Source organism: Micromonospora wenchangensis, assembly GCF_002210435.1.
Taxonomy (GTDB): Bacteria; Actinomycetota; Actinomycetes; order Mycobacteriales; family Micromonosporaceae; genus Micromonospora; species Micromonospora wenchangensis.
In genome coordinates, this window is record NZ_MZMV01000004.1 from 149,831 (window position 1) to 167,750 (window position 17,920).

Consider the following 17,920-nt stretch of genomic DNA (forward strand, 5'->3'; position numbering starts at 1 on the left):
AACGGTCGTGGCCAAGACCACCACTGCCGCACACCAGCGCCGCGGGGAGAGAGACCGTCTCTGTGACGCACGTGCATGCAAGACCAAACCAGCCACGCTGACCCCCGTGCCCACGACCGACAGTGGACACGACCCTAGAGATAAAGGATGCTCTATGTAAAGACTCAACTACTGAAGGTGACCACAAGTCGGGCATTGCACTGTCAAATCCAGGAGCCCATCACGCAACGTCGATCAGGCTCTCCAGACAACCGAGCTGGTTTGCAACAGCCCCCGCGCCGATGCCGAGAAGATCACCCAGCCCAACTCAAACACCAACGGCGCAGCCCTGGAAGCAGACAGTCCTGCTTCCAGCCATCGCACGTCCATATCCCACATCCTGATGACGTACGCCGGTGACGAGGGGAGCGCGACGATGAGCGAACCAGGGGTGATCTTCAAACGGTGCGGATGCCGAGACAATCACCGCCGACGACTTGAACAGTCCTGTCCCCGCTTGGCGGAGCGTGGGCATGGCAGCTGGTACTTCCACTGCTCCGCGACGAACCTGCTCGGGCGCCGCGAACGCGTCCGCCGTGGTGGCTACCGGTCGCAGGCCGCCGCTCGTCGGGCCCGCGACCAGTGGCTGGCAGGCACTGCTGCTGACCGTACCGCCGCCGGCTGGACCGTCGAGCGGTGGCTGCGGCACTGGCTCGACACCCGCACGAAGATCCGACCCACCACCCGATTCCACTACACCCGCGACGTCGACACCGTCCTCATCCCCCGTCTCGGCCGCTATCGGCTGGCCGACCTCGACGCACCACTGCTGCGGACGGCCTTCGCGCAGATCGCCGCCACGACCAACAGCAAGGGCCGACCACAGTCGGCCTCGGCGATGCAGCACCTGCGCACCACGCTGCGCCCCGCACTCAACCTCGCCGTCCGCGAGGGGCTGATCGACTGCAACCCGGCCCGGCACATCGAGGTCAGCGGCTACCAGCAACCCCACGCGAAAGTATGGACCGACGCCCGCGTCGAACAGTGGGTACGCACCGGTGACCGGCCGCCGGTGGCGGTCTGGACCGCCGACCAACTCGCCGAGTTCCTCGGCGACGTGACCGACGACTCGCTGTTCGCGTTCTGGTGGCTCACGGCCCTGCGCGGCCTGCGCCGCGGCGAGATGTGCGGACTGCGGTTGACCGACGTCAACCTCGACCAGGGCGTCCTCACCATCGAACGCAACCGCACCACCGCCGGCTACACCATCGTCGAAGGCGACCCCAAGACCCCCGCCGGCCGCCGCGCCGTCGCCCTCGACAAACGCACCGTCCAGGTCCTGCGCGCACACCGGCGCCGCCAACTCGACCAGAAGACCGCAGCCGCCGAGAACGGCAAGGCATGGACCGACACCGCGTATGTGTTCACCCGCGCCGACGGCCTGCCGATCAACCCGAACTACGCCACCACCCGGTTCCGCAAACTCGTCCAACGCGCCGGACTGCCCCCGGTCCGGCTGCACGACCTGCGCCACGGCGCCGCGTCCCTCGCCCACCAGGCCGGCGCCGATCTGAAGACCCTGCAAGATCTGCTCGGCCACTCCAGCATCGTGATCACCGCCGATACCTACACCAGCGTCCTACCCGACGTCCAGCGTCGCTGCGCCGACGCCACCGCCCACCTCGTCCTCGCCGCAGCTCGCCGCACCCGGAGAAAGATCAAGAAAAGGGCCCAGAAGAACCGACCCACCCACCGACCGAAAACAGGTGCTCCGATCCCCAGCGCCCCGGGCACGGCGTCGAAGCCGCAGGCCAGAACCGCAAAGCGCGAGAAGAAATTACCTTCAGGTGTAGCACCCACATCGCACCCACGTGACACCCACCATCCACACAGGGCGGACAACAAGAAGGGCCTGACCGCCATTTCGGCAGGTCAGACCCCTCATGATCTTGTGCGCCCGAAGGGACTCGAACCCCTAACCTTCTGATCCGTAGTCAGATGCTCTATCCATTGAGCTACGGGCGCCCGGTGCTCGACCAGTCTACACAACCGGTTTTGCGCGGAGACTCCGGGATTCGAACCCGGGAGGGGCTTTAAGACCCCAACCGCATTAGCAGTGCGGCGCCATAGACCAGACTAGGCGAAGTCTCCTCGGTGACCCTGCGGACCACCGCGGACGAGGATACAGGTCCGCCCCCACCCGGGGCAAAGCGACTATCCCGACGGGCGGCAACCCCTGGTGGGGGCCGCGCCGGGGGCACTGCGGCACCGTCCGGCCCGGCGTATTCCCGCGTGTGCGAGGTCACGTTCGCGGCTACGCTCCTGTTCCATGCAGGAGCAGCCGCCGAGCGACCCGCCCCGCCGCCCCGCCAGCGACCGGGCGCGTCGCCGCTCGCCGGAGGCGACCTTCACGCCGCCGCCTGCGCCGCCCCGGCAGCAGCAGCCCTCCGACGACGACGCGACGCCCCGGCCGAAGCGGACCCGCCCGACGAAAGCGGCACCGGCTGTGCTGTTCCAACCGCCTGCCGCCGAGTCACCCGTACCGCCGCCGACGGCTGCCGCCCGACCGCGCCGCGCGGCCGAGGACCGGTCGGCAGCCGAGCCGACCGGCGCGGCGGACGCCCCGCCGACGGCACCGACGACGCCCGGCACCGGCGACGCACCGGCACCCGGCACCACCACCGCGACGCCCGACGCCGCCAGCGAGCCGGCACGCCCCACCACTGCGCGGACGCCGGCCGCGCGGCGTACCCCCCGCAAGCGGGCGGCGGGTGCGGTCGCCGGCAGCACCACCGACCCGGCCCCCGGACAGCTACCACCGGACCAGGCCGCCGGCCCCGCCGACGCCACCGCGAACACAGCACCCGAAACAGCCCCGCCGCAGGAATCGAACCCACCACCGGAAGCAGCCGGCCCGCCGCGCGCGGCCACCGCCACTCCGTCGGAAGCGGCCGCACCGACGACGAAGCGGGGCACAGGAACGACGAAGCCCGGCACAGAAACGACGAAGCGGGGCACAGAAACGACGGAACCGGGCACAGAAACGCCCGAGCCGGGCACGGCAGCAGAACCGGTCACACCGCCACGTAAGCGCACCGCGCGAAAGGCGACGACGGCGGAGGCCGCCTCCACCCCCCGCCGGGCCGCGCCCCGCACCCGGGCGACCCCGCCGAAGAAGGCTGCACCGGAACCCGGACCCACCAGCCCTCCAGCCACGGAACCCACCTCGACCGCCGGGCAGCGCCCACCCGCCGGACCGGACCCCGTCGCCACCCTAAGCGCCGCCGCCAGCGCACCCGCCGGAGCGGAGGGGACGGGCCCGGGTGGCGCGGTGCCGGGACGCCTGGAGCTGGCGGTGATCCGGACCCGGCTGCTGGCCCATCCGGGGTTCGCGCCGGAGTTGCTGGCCCTGGCGGCCGTCGAGGGGATCGGGCCGCAGGCCCGGGAGTGGGCGCGCGGGCTGCGCGCGGCGTATCCGGATGCCGGTCCGGACGGGCTGGCCCGGCTGGCCACCCGGCGGTTCGTCAGGTGGGCCGGGGTGGGTGGGGCGACGGCGGCGGTGGCCGGGCTGTTCGCGCCGCTGGCCGAGCTGGTGGTGGTGCTCTGGACGCAGTCGGCGCTGGTGCTGCACGTGGCGGCGGCGTACGGCCGGGACCCGGCCGACCCGGAGCGGGCGGTGGAGTTGCTGGTGCTTACCCGGGTGCACCCGGATGCGGACAGTGCCCGTACCGCACTGGATGCGGCGCGGGCGGCGGACGGTCCCGGCGACGGGCCGTGGCCGCGTGCGGCGGAGGCCGCGTGGCGGCTGGCGGCGCCGTTGGCCGTGCAGGCGGGCGGCTGGGCCGCGCTCCGGCTGGCGGCCCGGCTGCTACCCGGGGCGGCGGTGCTGGCGACGGCGGCGGGTGACGCGGCGGCGACCGACCTGCTGGCCGCCCGCGCGGTGGCCAACTACCGGCCCGCCCGGACCGGCAGCTAGACCGCCCGAAGATCGGCGGGGACGGCGGTGGTCAGAGCCAGTCGAACCAGTCCTTCGGCAGCAGCGAGTAGCCGACGAAGGCGACCACGTCGAGCAGGGTGTGCGCCACGATCAGCGGCATCACCCGCCGGGTGCGCAGGTAGAACAGGCTGAACACGACGCCCATCACGGCGTTGCCGACGAACGCGCCGAAGCCCTGGTAGAGGTGGTAGGAGCCGCGCAGCAGCGCGCTGGTCGCGATGACCGCGCCGAGCCGCCACTGGAGTTGGCGCAGCCTGGTGACCAGGTAGCCGACCACGATCACCTCCTCCAGCACGGCGTTCTGCACGGCGGCGAGGACCAGCACCGGCACCGCCCACCACAGGGGCGGCAGGCCGGCGGGGACCAGGGTGGCGTTGACGCCGAGCTGCGCTGCCGCCCAGAACAGGGCCAGGCCGGGCAGGCCGATCAGCGCGGCCAGCCCGGCGCCCCGGGCCAGGTCGGACCCGGGCCGTCGCAGGTCCACCCCGAGGGTCCGCGCCGGGTCGCCGGGGTCACGCGCCAGCAGGTGTACGGCGAGCAGCACCGGCAGCAGCGCGAAGGCGATGCCGAGCAGCTGGTACGTCAGGTCGAGCCAGGGGCGGGCGGACCGTGAGGTGTTGAGCGAGGCGGTCTGCTGGGACAGCGGCCCGTCGGCGGTCAGCTTCGCGGCCAGCGACACCACGGCGTAGACGGCCGACTGCCCGAGTGACAGGCCGAGGACCAGCAGGGTCTCGGTGCCGAGGACCCGCCGGGACTCCGGGCGGGTGTGCTGCTCAACGGTCACCGCACCACTCTGCCCGACGGGGTGGCCCGATCGCACCGGCCGGTGGGTCAGATGAGCCGATCGCACATTCTGTGCGACCGGTGCACACGCTCCGTGGACATTCTATCGGGGCCCGATCCGCCGTCAGGAGGAGGACCGCCCCCCGTGGACAACTTCGCTCGGCTGCTGAAGGAGAGTTGGACCCTGGTCGAGGAGGACCGGGACCGGCTGAGCGGTCGCTTCTACGCCCGGCTGTTCCTGCTCGACCAGGAGCTGCGCCGGTTGTTCCCGGCGGAGATGACCGGCCAGGGCGACCGGATCCTGGACGCGATCGTCACCGCCACCCAGGTGATGGACGACCCGGAGAGTTTCGACGAGTACCTGCGTTCGCTGGGTCGGGACCACCGCAAGTACCACGTCGACGCCGCGCACTACGCGACGATGGGGGTGGCGCTGCTCGACGCGCTGCGTACCACCGCCGGTGACGGCTGGAACCTGGAGTACGACCAGGCTTGGCGGGACGCGTACGCGGCGATCACGGCGACGATGCTGGCCGGGGCGGAGTCGGACGAGAACCCGCCGTACTGGCACGCGGAGGTGCTCACCCACGAGCGGTACGGCAGCGACACCGCCGTGCTGACCGTCCGCGCCCTGCAGCACCCGCTGGTCTGGAAGGCCGGCCAGTACGTCAGCGTCGAGGTGCCCCGGCACCTGCCCCGGGTGTGGCGCACGTACTCGGTGGCGAACGCCCCGAACGACGACAACGTGCTGGAGTTCCACGTCCGTACGCCGGCCGGCGCGGGCTGGGTCTCCGGGGCTTTGGTGCGCCGGACCAAGCCTGGTGACCTGCTGCGGGTGGCCGCCCCGATGGGGTCGATGACGGTGGACCGCGATTCCGGGCGGGACATCCTCTGTGTGGCCGGCGGGGTCGGCCTGGCCCCGGTGAAGGCGATGGTGGAGGAGCTGGCGGGCTGGAACCGGGCCCGCTGGGTGCACGTCTTCTACGGTGCCCGGCACGCCGGCGAGCTGTACGGCCTGGCCGGGCTGGAGGAGTTGGTCGCCGCCCATCCCTGGTTGTCGGTGACCCCGTCGTGCAGCGACGACCCGGATTTCGCCGGTGAGCGGGGGGACGTCCCCGACGTGGTGGCCCGGTACGGCCCGTGGACGTCGCACGACTGTTACGTCTCCGGTTCGGCCGCGATGGTCCGGGCGACGTTGCGGGCGCTCGCCGAGGACGACGTCCCGCCGCAGCACATCAGGTACGACACGTTCGGCAACCTGTAGAGCTTTACTCCCCCCGAACCGGGGCGCGTGCCCCCGCCCCCTGGGGCACGCGCCCCGGTCCCCTCCGTGCCCACCCGGACCGGTGTCCGGGGCAGGGTTCAGACGTTGCTCTCGCGGTACTCCTCGACGGGGACCAGCGGCACGCCGGGGGCCATCCGGTCGGTCCAGGCCCGGCCGTCGAGGTGGTCGATCTCGTGGGCGACCAACCGGGCCATCCCGTACGCGAACGAGGTGATCATCCGGCTGCCGTCCGCGCGGGCGTGTTCGACCTCGATGCGCAGCGGGCGGGGTACCAGGCCACGGTGGTCGGCGGCGGCGAGGCAGCCTTCGTACTGTTCGACGGTTTCCGGGCTCTCCCCGACCACCCGGGGGTTGACCAGGACGACCGGCGGGGCGGACCGGTCGGCGGGGCGGACCACGGCGACGGCGACGTCCAGGCCGATCTGCGGCGCGGCGAGGCCGGTGCCGGCGCTGAGCGGGTGCATCTCCTCGGCCCGGGTCAGCAGGTCGGTGAGCCGGTCGGCCACCTCGCGGGCGGCGGCGGCCTCCCGGGGCAGGTGCAGGGGGCGGGCGGGTCGGCCGGACGGGGTGGCGTCGGGGGGCAGCACGCCGAGGGCGCGCATCCGGTCGGCCGGGCGGGTCGGCACGGGGGGCGTCTCGGCGGCTTCCTGCCGGAACCGCCACTGGAGGCGGAAGCGGGTGTTGAGCGGCGGGTCGTCGGTGGACCAGTCGAAGACCACCCGGTCCCCCCGGTCGTGCCGGCGGACCGGGGTGCGCAGCGGCCCCTCGTCGGCGGACAGCGAGGTCTCCACCCCCCAGACCCGGGGGTCGAGGGCCGCCGGGAGGTCCAGTCGTACGGCGAGGTGCCGGGTGGGCAGGCGGACGGCCCGCTGGAACCAGGGGCCCCACTTGACCCGGCCGACCCGGTAGGCGTACTCGACCTCGGCGCGTTCGCCGGGGTGCAGCGGGAACCGCCCGTCGGCGTTCTCGAACAGCAGCCAGATCTCCTTGTACGCGTCCCGGTCGTGGCGGACCCGCCAGTGCATCGGTTCGCGGGCGCCGTCGTCGTGGTGGATGGCACGGAAGCGCAGCTCGGCGAAGGTGAGCGGGTGTTCGCGGTGGTGCCGGTTGGAGCGGCCGGGGTCGTCGGGCCACCTGTCGACGGCGACCCGGACGAGGTACCGGGTGACCGGTTCGGTGCCGGCGTTGTGCAGCCGGCGGCGGATCACGCACCGGTAGGTGCCGTCGACCAGGGTGAGGGTGGCGGTCTCCCGTTCGACGACGAGCCCGGTGCCCGGGGGGAGCCAGCGGCCGGGGGGTGCGGGTTCGCGGGGGCCGGGGGTGGCCCGGGTCTGGCGGAGCTGGTCGTACTCGCGGAACCGCTGCCAGATGACGCCTCCGGCGTCGAGGACGGCCTCGGCGCGGCGGGCGAAGTCCTCGGTGGGCCGGTGTCGTCGCCCCTCGACGTGGCTCACGTACGACGGGTCGAAGCCCATCATCGTGGCGAGCTGTTTCTTGGTCAGCCCTCGCCCCGTCCGGTGCCGGGCGAGTTCCGCCGCGAACGAATCGGCGGCCCGCTCCAGGGGAGAGGTCGTCATCAGCTTCCTCACGCAGCGCAGCCGGGATGACAAGTCTTCACGTTCCTCCCGCCGCCCTGTAGCGAACTGGCACGTTGCCGACATATGCCTTGACATCGCCCGCGTTTTTCCCATGTTCGGCCGGGTAGTAGCCAAACCGGGCCGAGCCTTACCGACGGAACGGACATGGTGACGCCGGCCTCCCGATCCACCTCTGCGGAGGCTTCCCTCAGAGCCCCAGGCATGGTTAGGCTAGCCTTAGCTTCGCGGACGAAGTTTCACGGACGACCCCTCCGGCACCGGAGTGGCCGAGGAGACCGCCACCACCCGTGGCGGGCCGAGCGGGACGGGAGGGGTCCGGATGACGGCGGTGCTGCCCGGCCAGGATCTCGCCGGCCGACTCGCCCCGGTCACCGCCACCCTGCGCGCCATGTTCGGCACCGACGCGCTGCCCGGCCTCGCGCCCGGCCTGGTGGTCACCGACGACATCGGCTGGAGCCCGGCCACCACCCTCGTCGAACGCACCCGGATGCCCGAGTTCCTGCGCGCCGCCGCCCGCCGCTGGGGCGGCACGCCGCACGCCTGCGCCGCGCTGGCCTGGAAGTCCTACAGCTACTGGACGGCACTGCCGGTGGCGCTGGGCTGGGCCTCGGCCCGCCGGGTGCCGCTGCTCGACCCGGCCGACGTACTGATCCACTTCGAGGACCACAGGCAACTGCTCACCATGGGCCTGCGCCGCTCGACGAGCGTCGCGGTGCTGCCCGGTGACCCGCTCGCCCTCACCGGCCAGCCCGGCGTCCGGGTCGCCGCCGACGAGGCCGAGCTGCTCGGTCTCCTGCGCGCCTCGCTGCTCGACGCCCACCTCGCCCCGATGATCACCGCGATCCAGGCGGAGGTACGGGTCGGTGCGCGTACCCTGCTCGGCTCGGTGGCCTCGGGGATCGCGCACGGCATCCTGCGCGCGGCGGACGCCCTGCCCGGCCCGTCGGTGACCACCATCGACACCCTGCTCGGCACCCTCGACCTGGCCGACCTGGTCGAGCTGGTGCCCGGCCGCAGCGGCGAGCCGACCGTGCAGCGGCGCACCTGCTGCCTGGCGTTCACCCTGCCCAGCCCGAAGGTCTGCCAGGGCTGCTGCGTCCGCACGGCCTGACCCGGCAGGCTCACCCGGTGAGCGGCCGGACGTCCCACCGCCACACCCCGCCGGTCCGGACGGGCGTGATGCCCGTCAGCGCGGTCATCGCCCGTCGCAGCGCGTCGGCGTGCGGGTGCGGGCCGAGGATCACCACGCCGGCCCGCCAGTAACGCAGGTCGGTCACGGCGGCCCGCCGGTCGGCGGCGGTGACCGGCGGGACGGTGCCGGTCCGCGCGATCCCCCCGAAGAAGTTGCTGGTCCGCCGGTAGGGGGCGGTGAACAGGGCGGCGTCCGGTTCGGGCGACCACGGCCGGGTGTCGGGGGCCAGGAAGTAGCCCCGGGCCAGCGGCATCTCCAGCCCGGTCCGGGCCGACCAGCGCAGCGGCTCGGCGTAGGTGTTGTCGGGCAGCGGCAGGGTCACCACGCTGCGCCCTCCCGCCACGTACGGCCGCCAGTCGCCGCCGGTGACGAACTGCGGCACCGGGTCGAGCCGGGTCGCCGGCAGCGGGGTCGGCAGCAGCGGCACCAGGGCCATCAGCAGGACGGTCACCGTGGCGAAGCGGATCTGCCGACGGGCGGCCGGGTGCCGGCGGGCGAGGTCGCGGGCCCGCTGGGCACCGAGGGCCAGCAGCACCCCGACGATCGGGGTGATCGCCAGCGACCAGCGGGTGGGCACCACGGAGTGCAGCAGGGGCAGGTCCTCCAGCAGCGCCCAGGGGGCGGGGACGCCGGTGTCACGCCCGTTGAGCTGCACCTCCCGGCCCAGCGACAGGACGGCGAAGAGCAGGCCGAGGACGGCTAGGCCGACCACCAGGGCGCTGCGCCGCAGCCACCAGACCAGGGCGACCGTCAGGACGGTCAGCGGCCAGCCGAAGAAGGCGTTCTCCTCGGTGGGGTTGCTGGCCAGCGGGTCGGCGGACCGGGCGTCCCCGGCCAGCGACTCCCGCGACCAGCCGACGAACGCGCCGAGGTCGGTGCGGTAGCCCCGGATCAGCCGGGACAGCCCGTGGTAGGAACCCGGCCCGAAGAGCTGCACGTACAGCGGGTAGGCGAGCAGCACGGCGGACAGCAGCGCTGCCACGCCGAGCCCGGCGAGGAACGGTCGGGTCGCCGCGCGCAGCGGCGGTCGGCCGATGGCGAGGGCGCCGACCACCACGGCCAGGGCGATCGCGGTCATCAGCAGGATCTCCAGGTTGAGGAAGGCCTGCCAGACGACCAGCAGACCGAGCAGGAGTCCGTTGCGCAGCCACCGGCCCGGCTCGGCCAGCCGCAGGGTGCGCCAGATGATCAGTGGGACGACGAACTGGGAGACGATGTTCGGGTGGGCGTTGGCGTGCGACACCATCGCCGGGGCGTACGCGCAGAAGACCGCGCCGAGCCAGGCCGGCCCCCGGGAGCGGGTGACCACCCGGGACAGGAAGAAGTACCAGGCGGTGCCGGTGGCCGCCATTCCCAGGGTGAGAAAGACAAGAAATGACCAGTGCGGCCCGAAGAGGACAGTGACCGGGGTCATCGGGATTGAGACGGATAATACCGAGGTATTCGCCATCAGGTTGACGCCGTCGGGCACGTTCATCCGGTCCGAACCGAACGGATAGCTCCATTCCGTGACCACCCGCGCGCCGTGCGCCATCATCCACTCGAACTGCGCCTGGTCCGACCGGTTGTCGCGTACCCCGGCCGCCGGGTCGCGCCAGAACCGGGCGGTCACCCAGAACGCCAGCAGGACGTAGCTGACCACGGCCAACGCGTCCCACCGCCACCCGGCGGCCGAGGGACGGGCCGGCACCGACGGCCCGGCACGCGGTGAACGGCCTGCCGGGAGCACCCGTCGCCAGCGCCGCCGGACGACCCGTCGGGCCGGCGTCGACCCGGCGCCCCCGACGTCGGATCGACCGGTCCCGCGCTCCGATTCGGGAGTAGTCATAGCAATTCAGAGCGTAGTTGGCCTATGGCGCTCACGTGACATGTTTCGGGTACTGCCGTACTATGTGCCGGGTTCGCCGACCGCCGATCACGTGCCCTCCCCCGACCACATTTCGGCCCTCACAGTGCCTCGTTTCCTCCGCCCCTGACGCGGATGATTCACTCTGTCGGTCCAGGCGCGGGTCAGTCATATCGTGAGGAATCGACGCATGGCAGAAATCCTTGGGGACCAGCGCGTCCAGGCAGAGGTGCTGGAGGGCCTGGCCACCGCGGTCAACCACCGTCGGTGGTTCGTCGAACTGGCGGTGCCCCACCTCGGTGACGACCCGATCGAGATCGGCAGCGGCCTGGGCGACTACGCCCTGGAGTGGGCGCGGCACGTGCCCCGGTTCACCGCCACCGAGGCCGACCCGGACCGGCTCATCCTGCTCAAGGAGCGGCTGGTCGACGAGCCAACCATCGAGGTCCGCGAGATGCTGCTGCCGCACCCGGGCGGCGGCGACTACAGCGCGGCCGTGTCGTACAACGTGTTGGAGCACATCGAGGACCACGTGGGCGCGCTGCGCAGCATGCGCGACCTGGTCCGGCCCGGCGGCGCGGTGATCATCATCGTGCCGGCGTTCCAGTTCGCGATGGGCCCCGCCGACATCGCCACCGGCCACGTGCGCCGCTACACCAAGAAGACCCTCGGCGACGCGATGACCGCAGCCGGGCTGCGGGTCGAGACGATGCACTACGCCAACGCCCTCGGCCTGATCGGCTACTTCATGGCCACCAAGGTCTTCCGGCTGATGCCGAAGGAGGGCCCGATGGTCAAGGTGTACGACACCCTCGTCCTGCCCGCCACCAAGGCCGCCGAGCAGCTCGTCAGGCCGCCGTTCGGCCAGTCCGTCTTCGCCGTCGCCCGGGTGCCCGGCTGACCGGACCGCGCGTCCGCCGGTCCCGCGCACGCGGGACCGGCGGACCACCGGTCACTCCTTGATCTGGTACGTCGGCCGGATGACCGCCCGCGCCAGGGTGTGGAACGCCAGGTTGAAGCCGACGTACGCGGGGCTGGCGTCCGGCCCGACGCCGAGCGTGTCGACGTCGACCGCGTGCACCGCGAAGACGTACCGGTGCGGGCGGTCGCCAGGCGGCGGGGCCGCGCCGCCGTAGCCGGTGTCGCCGTAGTCGTTGCGGACGCTGAACGCGCCGCCCAGGTCCGCCTCCCGCACGCCGGTCGGCAGGCTGGTCGTCGAGGCGGGCACGTCGACCAGCACCCAGTGCCAGAAGCCGCTGCCGGTCGGGGCGTCCGGGTCGAAGCAGGTCACCACGAAACTCTTCGTCTCGGCCGGGAAGCCCGACCAGGCCAGGTGCGGGGAGACGTTCTCGCCACCGGTGCTGCCGTGCGCGTACCGGGCGTCCATCGGCTCGCCGTTGTGCACATCGTCGCTGGTCAGGTCGAACGACGAGACGGTCGGCAGCAGCTCGTACGGGTCCGGGGCGATCGGTCGTTCCAGGGTCATCGGGAAGGTCCTTCCGGTGTACGCGATGTTCTCCGCCCTTCTTACCCCGCCGGGCCCGGACGACGAACCGGAAGCACCGCGCACCGTCGGACCGCCAGAATGAGGGGACGCGGCGGACGACCGGGAGGGCGCATGCAGGACACCGAACGTGAGGCGGAACTGTTGGAGGCGGAGCGCCGTCTCCAGGCCGCCCAGCGGGCCGGCGACGTGGCCGCGCTCGACGCCCTGCTCGACGACCGCCTGATCGCCGTCGGGCCGGACGGTCGCATCTTCGGCAAGTCCGACGACCTGGCCGCCCACCGCAGCGGCACCTCGGTGCTCGACGAGCTGGTGGAGGAGGAACTGGAGCTGGTCGTGGCCGGGACGACCGGGGTGACGTTCTTCCGGGGGCGGGTCAGCGGCACCTTCGCGGGTGAGCCGTTCGCGGCGCGGTTGCGCTACACCCGCACCTGGGCCTACGACGACGGGTACGGCTGGCGCATCCTCGCCGCCCACCTCAGCCCCGTCCCCTGACCCGACTGTCCGGGCTGCTCGCCGGCCGACGCAGGGCGGCTGCCACCGGCGTCGGGGCGGCGGCGCACACCCGGGGGTCGCCGCTGTTCAGGCCGGCCGACCGGTTGCCTGCTCTCCAGCTTCGCAGGCTGTACGAAGATCGACCGACGAGCGACCGCGTCGCCTTTGGCATCCAGTTGGTAGACGTCGAGCCAGCACCACCCGTCGTAGGTGATCCAGTCGAGCACCCGGATGACCCGGCACCAGATCGGCTTGACGAACTGCACGCTGGCGGCGCGGGTGACGTACACCAGGTCGCCGGCCTTCGGCAGCGGCGCGTTCACCGCTGGCCCCGGACGTGACGTAGCCTGCGCCATGCCCTGATCCGGGCACGGGCGGCCTCGACCAGCGGGCAGAAGCCGCCCTCGGTGCATCTGCCGCACCGGCTGTGGCGGTGGTGCTCCAGGCAGTCCCACGCGGACTGGACCAGGAGTGGCACTCCGCTGCGCGCATCCACCGCGCCCCGGCGGACAACCGTCAGACGGCAGGGGCAGTCATCAGGGGCGGCGCGCGGGTAGGGCTGCGGCGGCGCACTCCGGACCCGAGCCCACGCGCCGGTCTGATTCGGATACGCGGTCGCCGGTCCGGTGCGATCCAACGGCGGGGAGGCAACCGGACGACCAGCCAGCCGGCGCAGGGCATGCATGACCAACGAGCGCAGCACGAGCGTCCGATCCTTCCGTCGACGTTTGCGACCCGAGCAAACGGTAACGCCTCTGGTTCAATAAGTACAGGAGGTTCAGCTTGTCCAGTAGGTATAGTACCTACCTAACGACCCGAGCTTTCTGGTCGTCCGTAGGTTGACGTCATGGTCGACCAGTTCTCGCCGACACCTCTCTACGTGCAGCTCGCCGACCTGATCACCAAGCGCATCGAGTCGGGAGAGTTGCAGCCGCTCAAGCCGCTACCAAGCGAGCTGCGGCTACAGCAGGAGTACGGGGTGGCACGCGGCACGGTCCGCGCGGCGATCGCCCTACTACGGCAACGCGGGCTGGTCATGACCATGCCCCAGCGCGGCACGTACGTCACCGAGAGCCGTGGAGACGCGTAGCTCTCGAGCCCGATGACGGCGCGGACGGTCCAGCTTGACGCCAGTAGCTGGAACGGTAGAGCGCTTGGTTCTACATTCGGATCCATGGAGCGCATCGGTGTCCGGGAGTTGAACCAGACCATGAGCCAGGTGTTGGTCCGGGTGAGTGGTGGCGAAACTGCAGAAATCACCGATTGCGGCCACCCGATCGCCCGACTTGTGCCGGTGGGTGACGACAGATCGGTGTTGGCCAAGTTGGAAGCCGCAGGGCGAGCCGTGGCCCCTACCGACGGTAGCTCGGTGCCGCTTCCACCGAAGCTCGGTGACGAGAACGTGGACGTGGCGGTCTCGCTCGCCGCGATGCGTGACGAGGAGTGCTGGTGACTTATCTCGACTCCGCCGCCGTCGTCAAGCTGGTTCGACAGTAGGAGCGCACCGATCTCGTCTCATGGCTCAATACGCACCACGAAATGCTCCGCAGCCTCGACGCCATTCACCTAGCCACCGCCCACGTGCTCACCGACGAGTCCGGCGCGGCGCTCACCACCTTCGTCACCTAAGACCAGCGACTGCTCCAATGCGCTAAGGAGGCAGGACTACCCACAGCGAGCCTCGGCCAGAACTGATACCCGACGCCCCCGTCCCGGTATGAAATTCCGCCACCTATACGGCACCGCATCGGCCACGGCCTGCACCTGCGTGACCTCGCGTCCCTCCGTCGGGATACTCGAATCGAGTACCGGCCGTGGAATTCGGTCTACCAACGCCACCCTGATGGGCGTCCGCCCTAGTTTAGGGTGCATTTATGCTGCCATAAAGACGGAGGGTGTGGGATTGGGCCTGTCGCAGTGTGCATGTGCTGCTTAAGGCCCATGCCTCATTTATCGACGGCAGATGATGCGGCACGTAAGCGGATCGAGGCTGCGCTAGAGGCGACTGATGCCCGAGAAGAGATCGCCAAACTTTGGGCTCCATGGCAAAAGACGGTCCTTTGGGGATCGGCCCTTTGCGTGTTCAGAAGCCTGAACCTGCGCCGGATGCGAGCATCAGGCGGCCATCGGCTCTAGGTGCCGACCCACCGCTTCATCCAACTCCGGGTCGGCTAGGCGCAGCGCGCCGTCGAATCGGTGCTGAAGGTTGCTGACGAGCCGGGCGATCGTATTGCCACAGCTACCCTGCTCCAAGTAGATCCGCATCCAGAGGTCCCCGACATCAAACCGCAGCCTCTGGCCCACATGTAGATCTACCGCCTCAACCTCGGCCACGCCCTGAGAGGTGATTTCTGGGATTCCCCATAGTCGGAAGGGGGCACGTGACGAGAAGAGGGTTTCAAGGAAATTGGGAAGGTCGGGAATTGGTTTACTAAACAGGATGACGACTGGACCTCCGACTACATTCCCGCCACCCTCTTCGGTGCCCGAGGATTCCCAACCTAGCGCCTTTTGTTCGCAGAGTTGCACCAGCCGACTATACCGGTCAACAACTGTGCTTACGAACAGCGAATGCAACTCGAAAGAGTCACCGGATACGGCGAACTTGCCCATCCGATTAACAGCCTCTCGCACTACGCCGAAGTCAGGGTCAGCCAGACTTGTTTCGACACCATCGAACGAAACTGCAGACCGGAACTCATCACTACTCGATATGAAGTCAAGAAGAGCTTCGGCATTTCGGCCGGAAAGTTGGACCCTAAGGTCTTCGGTATCCGCGCCAGCGCCTCCAAGCAGTGCTCTACCCCGAAAATCGGTTCGAACTCGACGCGCCCGAGCTCCTGGCCAGATATGGCGAAGGTGCTCCGATGGAAGCCAAACCCAGTCCAAGTCACGCCGACTTCCGACCCACGAATTCAAAGCAGAAGACGCGCGATCCGTCCTCATATCGGTGTGAAAACTCCAAAACCGAGGATTTAGCTGGTCTACCCAGAAAGTTCCATGTTCAGTTCCAACGCGGAAGATGTACGCGTCATCAGTGGCTTCAACGTTCGGCGCACCAGCAAGATCCTCCAGGTAGGCCCCGGGCTCGTCTGCGTGCGCTTCAAGCACGAACGTCTTGGTCGGCGAGGCGGGGTTAAGAGTCAATGCGTCAGCCATGGCAGCCCTTGCGCTCACGACTGGCTCCCTTCCTCGTCAGCCATCGTGTCTATGTCCTCGGCGTCATTATCCACCGTGCTCAACTCGCTGAGCAGGTCCATCTGGTCAGGGTTCGGGTTCGTAGCGGCCCGCCGTCGCCTCGGCGTCGCCTGCCCCATCCTGGCCAGCGCCTGGTAGGCCTGCGTCCGGCCACGCGGGTCGTGATCTTCCGGCGTCCTCAGGAACCGGATCAAGCCCTCAGGGCGAGAGTTGGCCGGGGGATCGAACGCGAACCGGTCGGGCGTAGCTTCGGCGATCTTCACAACCGCAGCTCTGACTACCGACTTTAGCTTGTTCTGGGCAGCGTGTCCGTAAAGCCCGTAATGCGGCGCGACACGTTCGGTGAGTCCCGTAAGGCTGATGTGGGACGTGCGCTTTGATAGCTCGGCCACCATCGTCGGTCGTACTTGGCGCTCCACCGCCTCGGCAGGAGACTCAGGATCGAAGGCGATGAGTCTCGGTGGCGGAGCCTTGAGCGTGACGCCCCCCTGAAGCGGGGCGCGAAGGAGCTCCGATGCGTACTCATCGTCATGGAGCTCAAGACGGCGATAACCAACCCCGAGTACAGGAAACGCGATGTCGATCGTCTTCAAGCCGAGGCGGATCCGCTCGGCGTGCTCTTCAAGGCATAGATACAGAGTCTCGATGGTAGGTGTCGTTCGGTGGCGCAGGTTCACGTAAGCGGCCTGCACCGCGTTGGCGGCTGGCATGGCCGCGTAGGCCCTCGCCTGACCTTCCTCGATGTTGGCACCGGACTTCGACTCGCATTGAACCAGATGGTTGGTCGCCTCGTGGAAAAGCAAGACGTCGATCACCGCTTTGCCGGCAGGGCCGACCGCTGGCACCTCCAGACCGACCACCCGGAACCCGGCATCGGCCAAGAGCGGAGGGTTGACGTCTCCCGCGATGACCAGCCCAAGGATCGCGTTGACTGGTTGGAGGCGTGCCTCCATGCTGGATCCTCCCTTCTCCGCTCCGCTGACCATATCGCCAAACGTGAGCTGGGGGTTACTCCTGCAACGTCTGGTTCAACGCGTGCCGGCACCAGCTCACTTACAACTCCTAACTCTTCGAGCGTTGGAGTCGGCGCCAGCAGATGATGGCGCAGGCGAGGGTGAGGAAGGCTTCGTGGATGTCGTCGCGGATCTCCCAGCGGATGCGCAGGCGGCGAAACCAGCGCAGCAGTGCGATGGTCTGCTCGACGACCCATCGTCGGGTGCCGAGGCCAGAGCCGTGGCCGGTGCCGGGTCGGGCGATCACAGGGGTGATGCCCCTCGCCCGAAGCTGGCGGCGGTAGCAGTCGTAGTCGTAGCCACGGTCGGCGTGCAGCCACTATGGTCGCTGCCGGGGCCGGCCGCGGATGCCCCTGATACGGGGGACCTTGTCGATCAGAGGCATGAGTTGGGGTGCCCGCGTCGGTGATGACGTGGTGTTTCGAGCCTGGTTTGCGGCGGTCGACCGGACTCGGACCGGTTCTGGGCCGCCCCTTGAGCGCTCGGACGTGGGAACCGTCAATCACCGCCCGAGACATGTCCAGTTGCCCGCTGGCGCGGAGCTTACCGAGCAGGACCTCGTGCAACCGCTGCCAGACACCGGCGTCGTTCCAGTCCCGTAACCTGCGCCCACACGTCATTCGCGAGCCGAAGCCGAGTTCCTGGGGCAGGTACTCCCACGGGATCGCGGTGTAGAGCACGAACAGGATCCCGCAGAGCACCTTGCGATCGTCCAGGGGCTTCCGCCCGGGGTAGCGGTACCGGCGAGGCGGACGGGGTAGCAGCAGCGGCGCGATCTGGGCCCACAGGTCGTCCGAGCGATCCACGGCGGCTGCTCACCCCTCCCCACGTTCACACAGAACGATCCTCACGTCCGCCTGGTAACGCCCAGCCTCATTGAGTTAGGAGTTGTTAGCAGCTTTGCCGCTCATTTGCCGCGACCAGTGAAAGCCGGCAACCCTCGGCGAGGCAGAGTGAGACCTCGCCACGGCCTCTTGGTGGACCATGGAACCGCCGCTGCCCTGCGCAAAAGGCGTTTTTGCTGCTATGG

General features: G+C 69.9%; 14 protein-coding genes, 2 tRNA genes and 2 pseudogenes. 8 read left to right on the forward strand and 10 right to left on the reverse strand.

Features of this window, described 5'->3' with window-relative positions:
• The first annotated feature begins 496 nt into the window (after positions 1 to 496).
• A complete protein-coding gene (locus tag B5D80_RS03670; RefSeq protein WP_088642386.1) occupies positions 497 to 1,966 on the forward strand; it encodes a tyrosine-type recombinase/integrase in 1,470 nt (489 codons plus the stop codon).
• Here B5D80_RS03670 and B5D80_RS03675 read toward each other — a convergent pair.
• A tRNA-Arg gene (locus B5D80_RS03675) sits at positions 1,932 to 2,004 on the reverse strand. The two genes, B5D80_RS03670 and B5D80_RS03675, sit on opposite strands and share 35 nt — an antisense overlap.
• Before the next feature lie 35 nt (positions 2,005 to 2,039).
• Positions 2,040 to 2,130, reverse strand: a tRNA-Ser gene (locus tag B5D80_RS03680).
• 1,180 nt (positions 2,131 to 3,310) lie between these two features.
• Between B5D80_RS03680 and B5D80_RS03685 the strand changes: the two genes are divergently transcribed.
• Positions 3,311 to 3,955, forward strand: a complete 645-nt coding sequence (locus B5D80_RS03685; protein ID WP_211291376.1) for a hypothetical protein — start codon at positions 3,311 to 3,313, stop codon at positions 3,953 to 3,955.
• Positions 3,956 to 3,986: 31 nt separating this feature from the next.
• On the opposite strand, the gene B5D80_RS03690 is transcribed toward B5D80_RS03685, so the two are convergent.
• Positions 3,987 to 4,760, reverse strand: coding sequence for a CPBP family intramembrane glutamic endopeptidase (locus B5D80_RS03690; protein ID WP_088642336.1), 774 nt, complete (start codon positions 4,758 to 4,760; stop codon positions 3,987 to 3,989).
• Between the two features lie 144 nt (positions 4,761 to 4,904).
• Here B5D80_RS03690 and B5D80_RS03695 point away from each other — a divergent pair, with 144 nt between their 5' ends.
• On the forward strand, positions 4,905 to 6,023 hold the full coding sequence (locus tag B5D80_RS03695; protein ID WP_088642337.1) for a globin domain-containing protein: 1,119 nt from the start codon (positions 4,905 to 4,907) through the stop codon (positions 6,021 to 6,023).
• Positions 6,024 to 6,121: 98 nt separating this feature from the next.
• Here B5D80_RS03695 and B5D80_RS03700 read toward each other — a convergent pair whose 3' ends face one another.
• Positions 6,122 to 7,621: a peptide deformylase gene (locus tag B5D80_RS03700; RefSeq protein WP_088642338.1), complete on the reverse strand. Its 1,500-nt coding sequence runs from the start codon at positions 7,619 to 7,621 to the stop codon at positions 6,122 to 6,124.
• A 340-nt stretch (positions 7,622 to 7,961) separates the two neighbouring features.
• Here B5D80_RS03700 and B5D80_RS03705 point away from each other — a divergent pair, with 340 nt between their 5' ends.
• Positions 7,962 to 8,753, forward strand: coding sequence for a hypothetical protein (locus B5D80_RS03705; protein WP_088642387.1), 792 nt, complete (start codon positions 7,962 to 7,964; stop codon positions 8,751 to 8,753).
• 10 nt (positions 8,754 to 8,763) lie between these two features.
• Here B5D80_RS03705 and B5D80_RS03710 read toward each other — a convergent pair whose 3' ends face one another.
• The gene (locus tag B5D80_RS03710; protein WP_088642339.1) at positions 8,764 to 10,524 is read right to left on the reverse strand and encodes a DUF6311 domain-containing protein; all 1,761 of its coding nucleotides are present in this window, start codon (positions 10,522 to 10,524) and stop codon (positions 8,764 to 8,766) included.
• A gap of 346 nt (positions 10,525 to 10,870) precedes the next feature.
• On the opposite strand from B5D80_RS03710, the gene B5D80_RS03715 reads away from it, so the two are divergent.
• Positions 10,871 to 11,581, forward strand: coding sequence for a class I SAM-dependent methyltransferase (locus tag B5D80_RS03715; RefSeq protein WP_088642340.1), 711 nt, complete (start codon positions 10,871 to 10,873; stop codon positions 11,579 to 11,581).
• 51 nt (positions 11,582 to 11,632) lie between these two features.
• Here B5D80_RS03715 and B5D80_RS03720 read toward each other — a convergent pair whose 3' ends face one another.
• Positions 11,633 to 12,166, reverse strand: a complete 534-nt coding sequence (locus tag B5D80_RS03720) for a YbhB/YbcL family Raf kinase inhibitor-like protein (RefSeq protein WP_088642341.1) — start codon at positions 12,164 to 12,166, stop codon at positions 11,633 to 11,635.
• 132 nt (positions 12,167 to 12,298) lie between these two features.
• On the opposite strand from B5D80_RS03720, the gene B5D80_RS03725 reads away from it, so the two are divergent.
• Complete coding sequence (locus tag B5D80_RS03725; RefSeq protein WP_088642342.1) at positions 12,299 to 12,679, forward strand: nuclear transport factor 2 family protein; 381 nt, start codon at positions 12,299 to 12,301, stop codon at positions 12,677 to 12,679.
• Between the two features lie 53 nt (positions 12,680 to 12,732).
• Here the strand turns inward: B5D80_RS03725 and B5D80_RS03730 are convergent.
• Positions 12,733 to 13,035 (reverse strand): annotated as a pseudogene (locus tag B5D80_RS03730) (hypothetical protein); the annotation flags it as partial.
• 491 nt (positions 13,036 to 13,526) lie between these two features.
• Between B5D80_RS03730 and B5D80_RS03735 the strand changes: the two are divergent.
• The gene (locus B5D80_RS03735; RefSeq protein WP_088642343.1) at positions 13,527 to 13,769 is read left to right on the forward strand and encodes a GntR family transcriptional regulator; all 243 of its coding nucleotides are present in this window, start codon (positions 13,527 to 13,529) and stop codon (positions 13,767 to 13,769) included.
• 84 nt (positions 13,770 to 13,853) lie between these two features.
• The gene (locus tag B5D80_RS03740) at positions 13,854 to 14,132 is read left to right on the forward strand and encodes a type II toxin-antitoxin system Phd/YefM family antitoxin (RefSeq protein WP_088642344.1); all 279 of its coding nucleotides are present in this window, start codon (positions 13,854 to 13,856) and stop codon (positions 14,130 to 14,132) included.
• Between the two features lie 662 nt (positions 14,133 to 14,794).
• On the opposite strand, the gene B5D80_RS35175 is transcribed toward B5D80_RS03740, so the two are convergent.
• The 3 genes and pseudogenes from B5D80_RS35175 to B5D80_RS03765 form a co-directional block, all read right to left on the reverse strand.
• Positions 14,795 to 15,838, reverse strand: a complete 1,044-nt coding sequence (locus tag B5D80_RS35175) for a hypothetical protein (RefSeq protein WP_483869374.1) — start codon at positions 15,836 to 15,838, stop codon at positions 14,795 to 14,797.
• 14 nt (positions 15,839 to 15,852) lie between these two features.
• On the reverse strand, positions 15,853 to 16,830 hold the full coding sequence (locus tag B5D80_RS03760; protein ID WP_088642347.1) for a hypothetical protein: 978 nt from the start codon (positions 16,828 to 16,830) through the stop codon (positions 15,853 to 15,855).
• 109 nt (positions 16,831 to 16,939) lie between these two features.
• Positions 16,940 to 17,696: pseudogene (locus B5D80_RS03765) on the reverse strand (IS5 family transposase).
• Positions 17,697 to 17,920: the final 224 nt, after the last annotated feature.

What these genes read in the sequence shown, in the direction of transcription:
- B5D80_RS03700 (WP_088642338.1), bottom strand. Translation starts at nt 7,621, where the DNA reads ATGACGACCTCTCCCCTGGAGCGGGCCGCCGATTCGTTCGCGGCGGAA.
- B5D80_RS03705 (WP_088642387.1), top strand. Translation starts at nt 7,962, where the DNA reads ATGACGGCGGTGCTGCCCGGCCAGGATCTCGCCGGCCGACTCGCCCCG.
- B5D80_RS03715 (WP_088642340.1), top strand. Translation starts at nt 10,871, where the DNA reads ATGGCAGAAATCCTTGGGGACCAGCGCGTCCAGGCAGAGGTGCTGGAG.
- B5D80_RS03720 (WP_088642341.1), bottom strand. Translation starts at nt 12,166, where the DNA reads ATGACCCTGGAACGACCGATCGCCCCGGACCCGTACGAGCTGCTGCCG.
- B5D80_RS03725 (WP_088642342.1), top strand. Translation starts at nt 12,299, where the DNA reads ATGCAGGACACCGAACGTGAGGCGGAACTGTTGGAGGCGGAGCGCCGT.
- B5D80_RS03735 (WP_088642343.1), top strand. Translation starts at nt 13,527, where the DNA reads ATGGTCGACCAGTTCTCGCCGACACCTCTCTACGTGCAGCTCGCCGAC.
- B5D80_RS03740 (WP_088642344.1), top strand. Translation starts at nt 13,854, where the DNA reads ATGGAGCGCATCGGTGTCCGGGAGTTGAACCAGACCATGAGCCAGGTG.
- B5D80_RS35175 (WP_483869374.1), bottom strand. Translation starts at nt 15,838, where the DNA reads ATGGCTGACGCATTGACTCTTAACCCCGCCTCGCCGACCAAGACGTTC.
- B5D80_RS03760 (WP_088642347.1), bottom strand. Translation starts at nt 16,830, where the DNA reads ATGGAGGCACGCCTCCAACCAGTCAACGCGATCCTTGGGCTGGTCATC.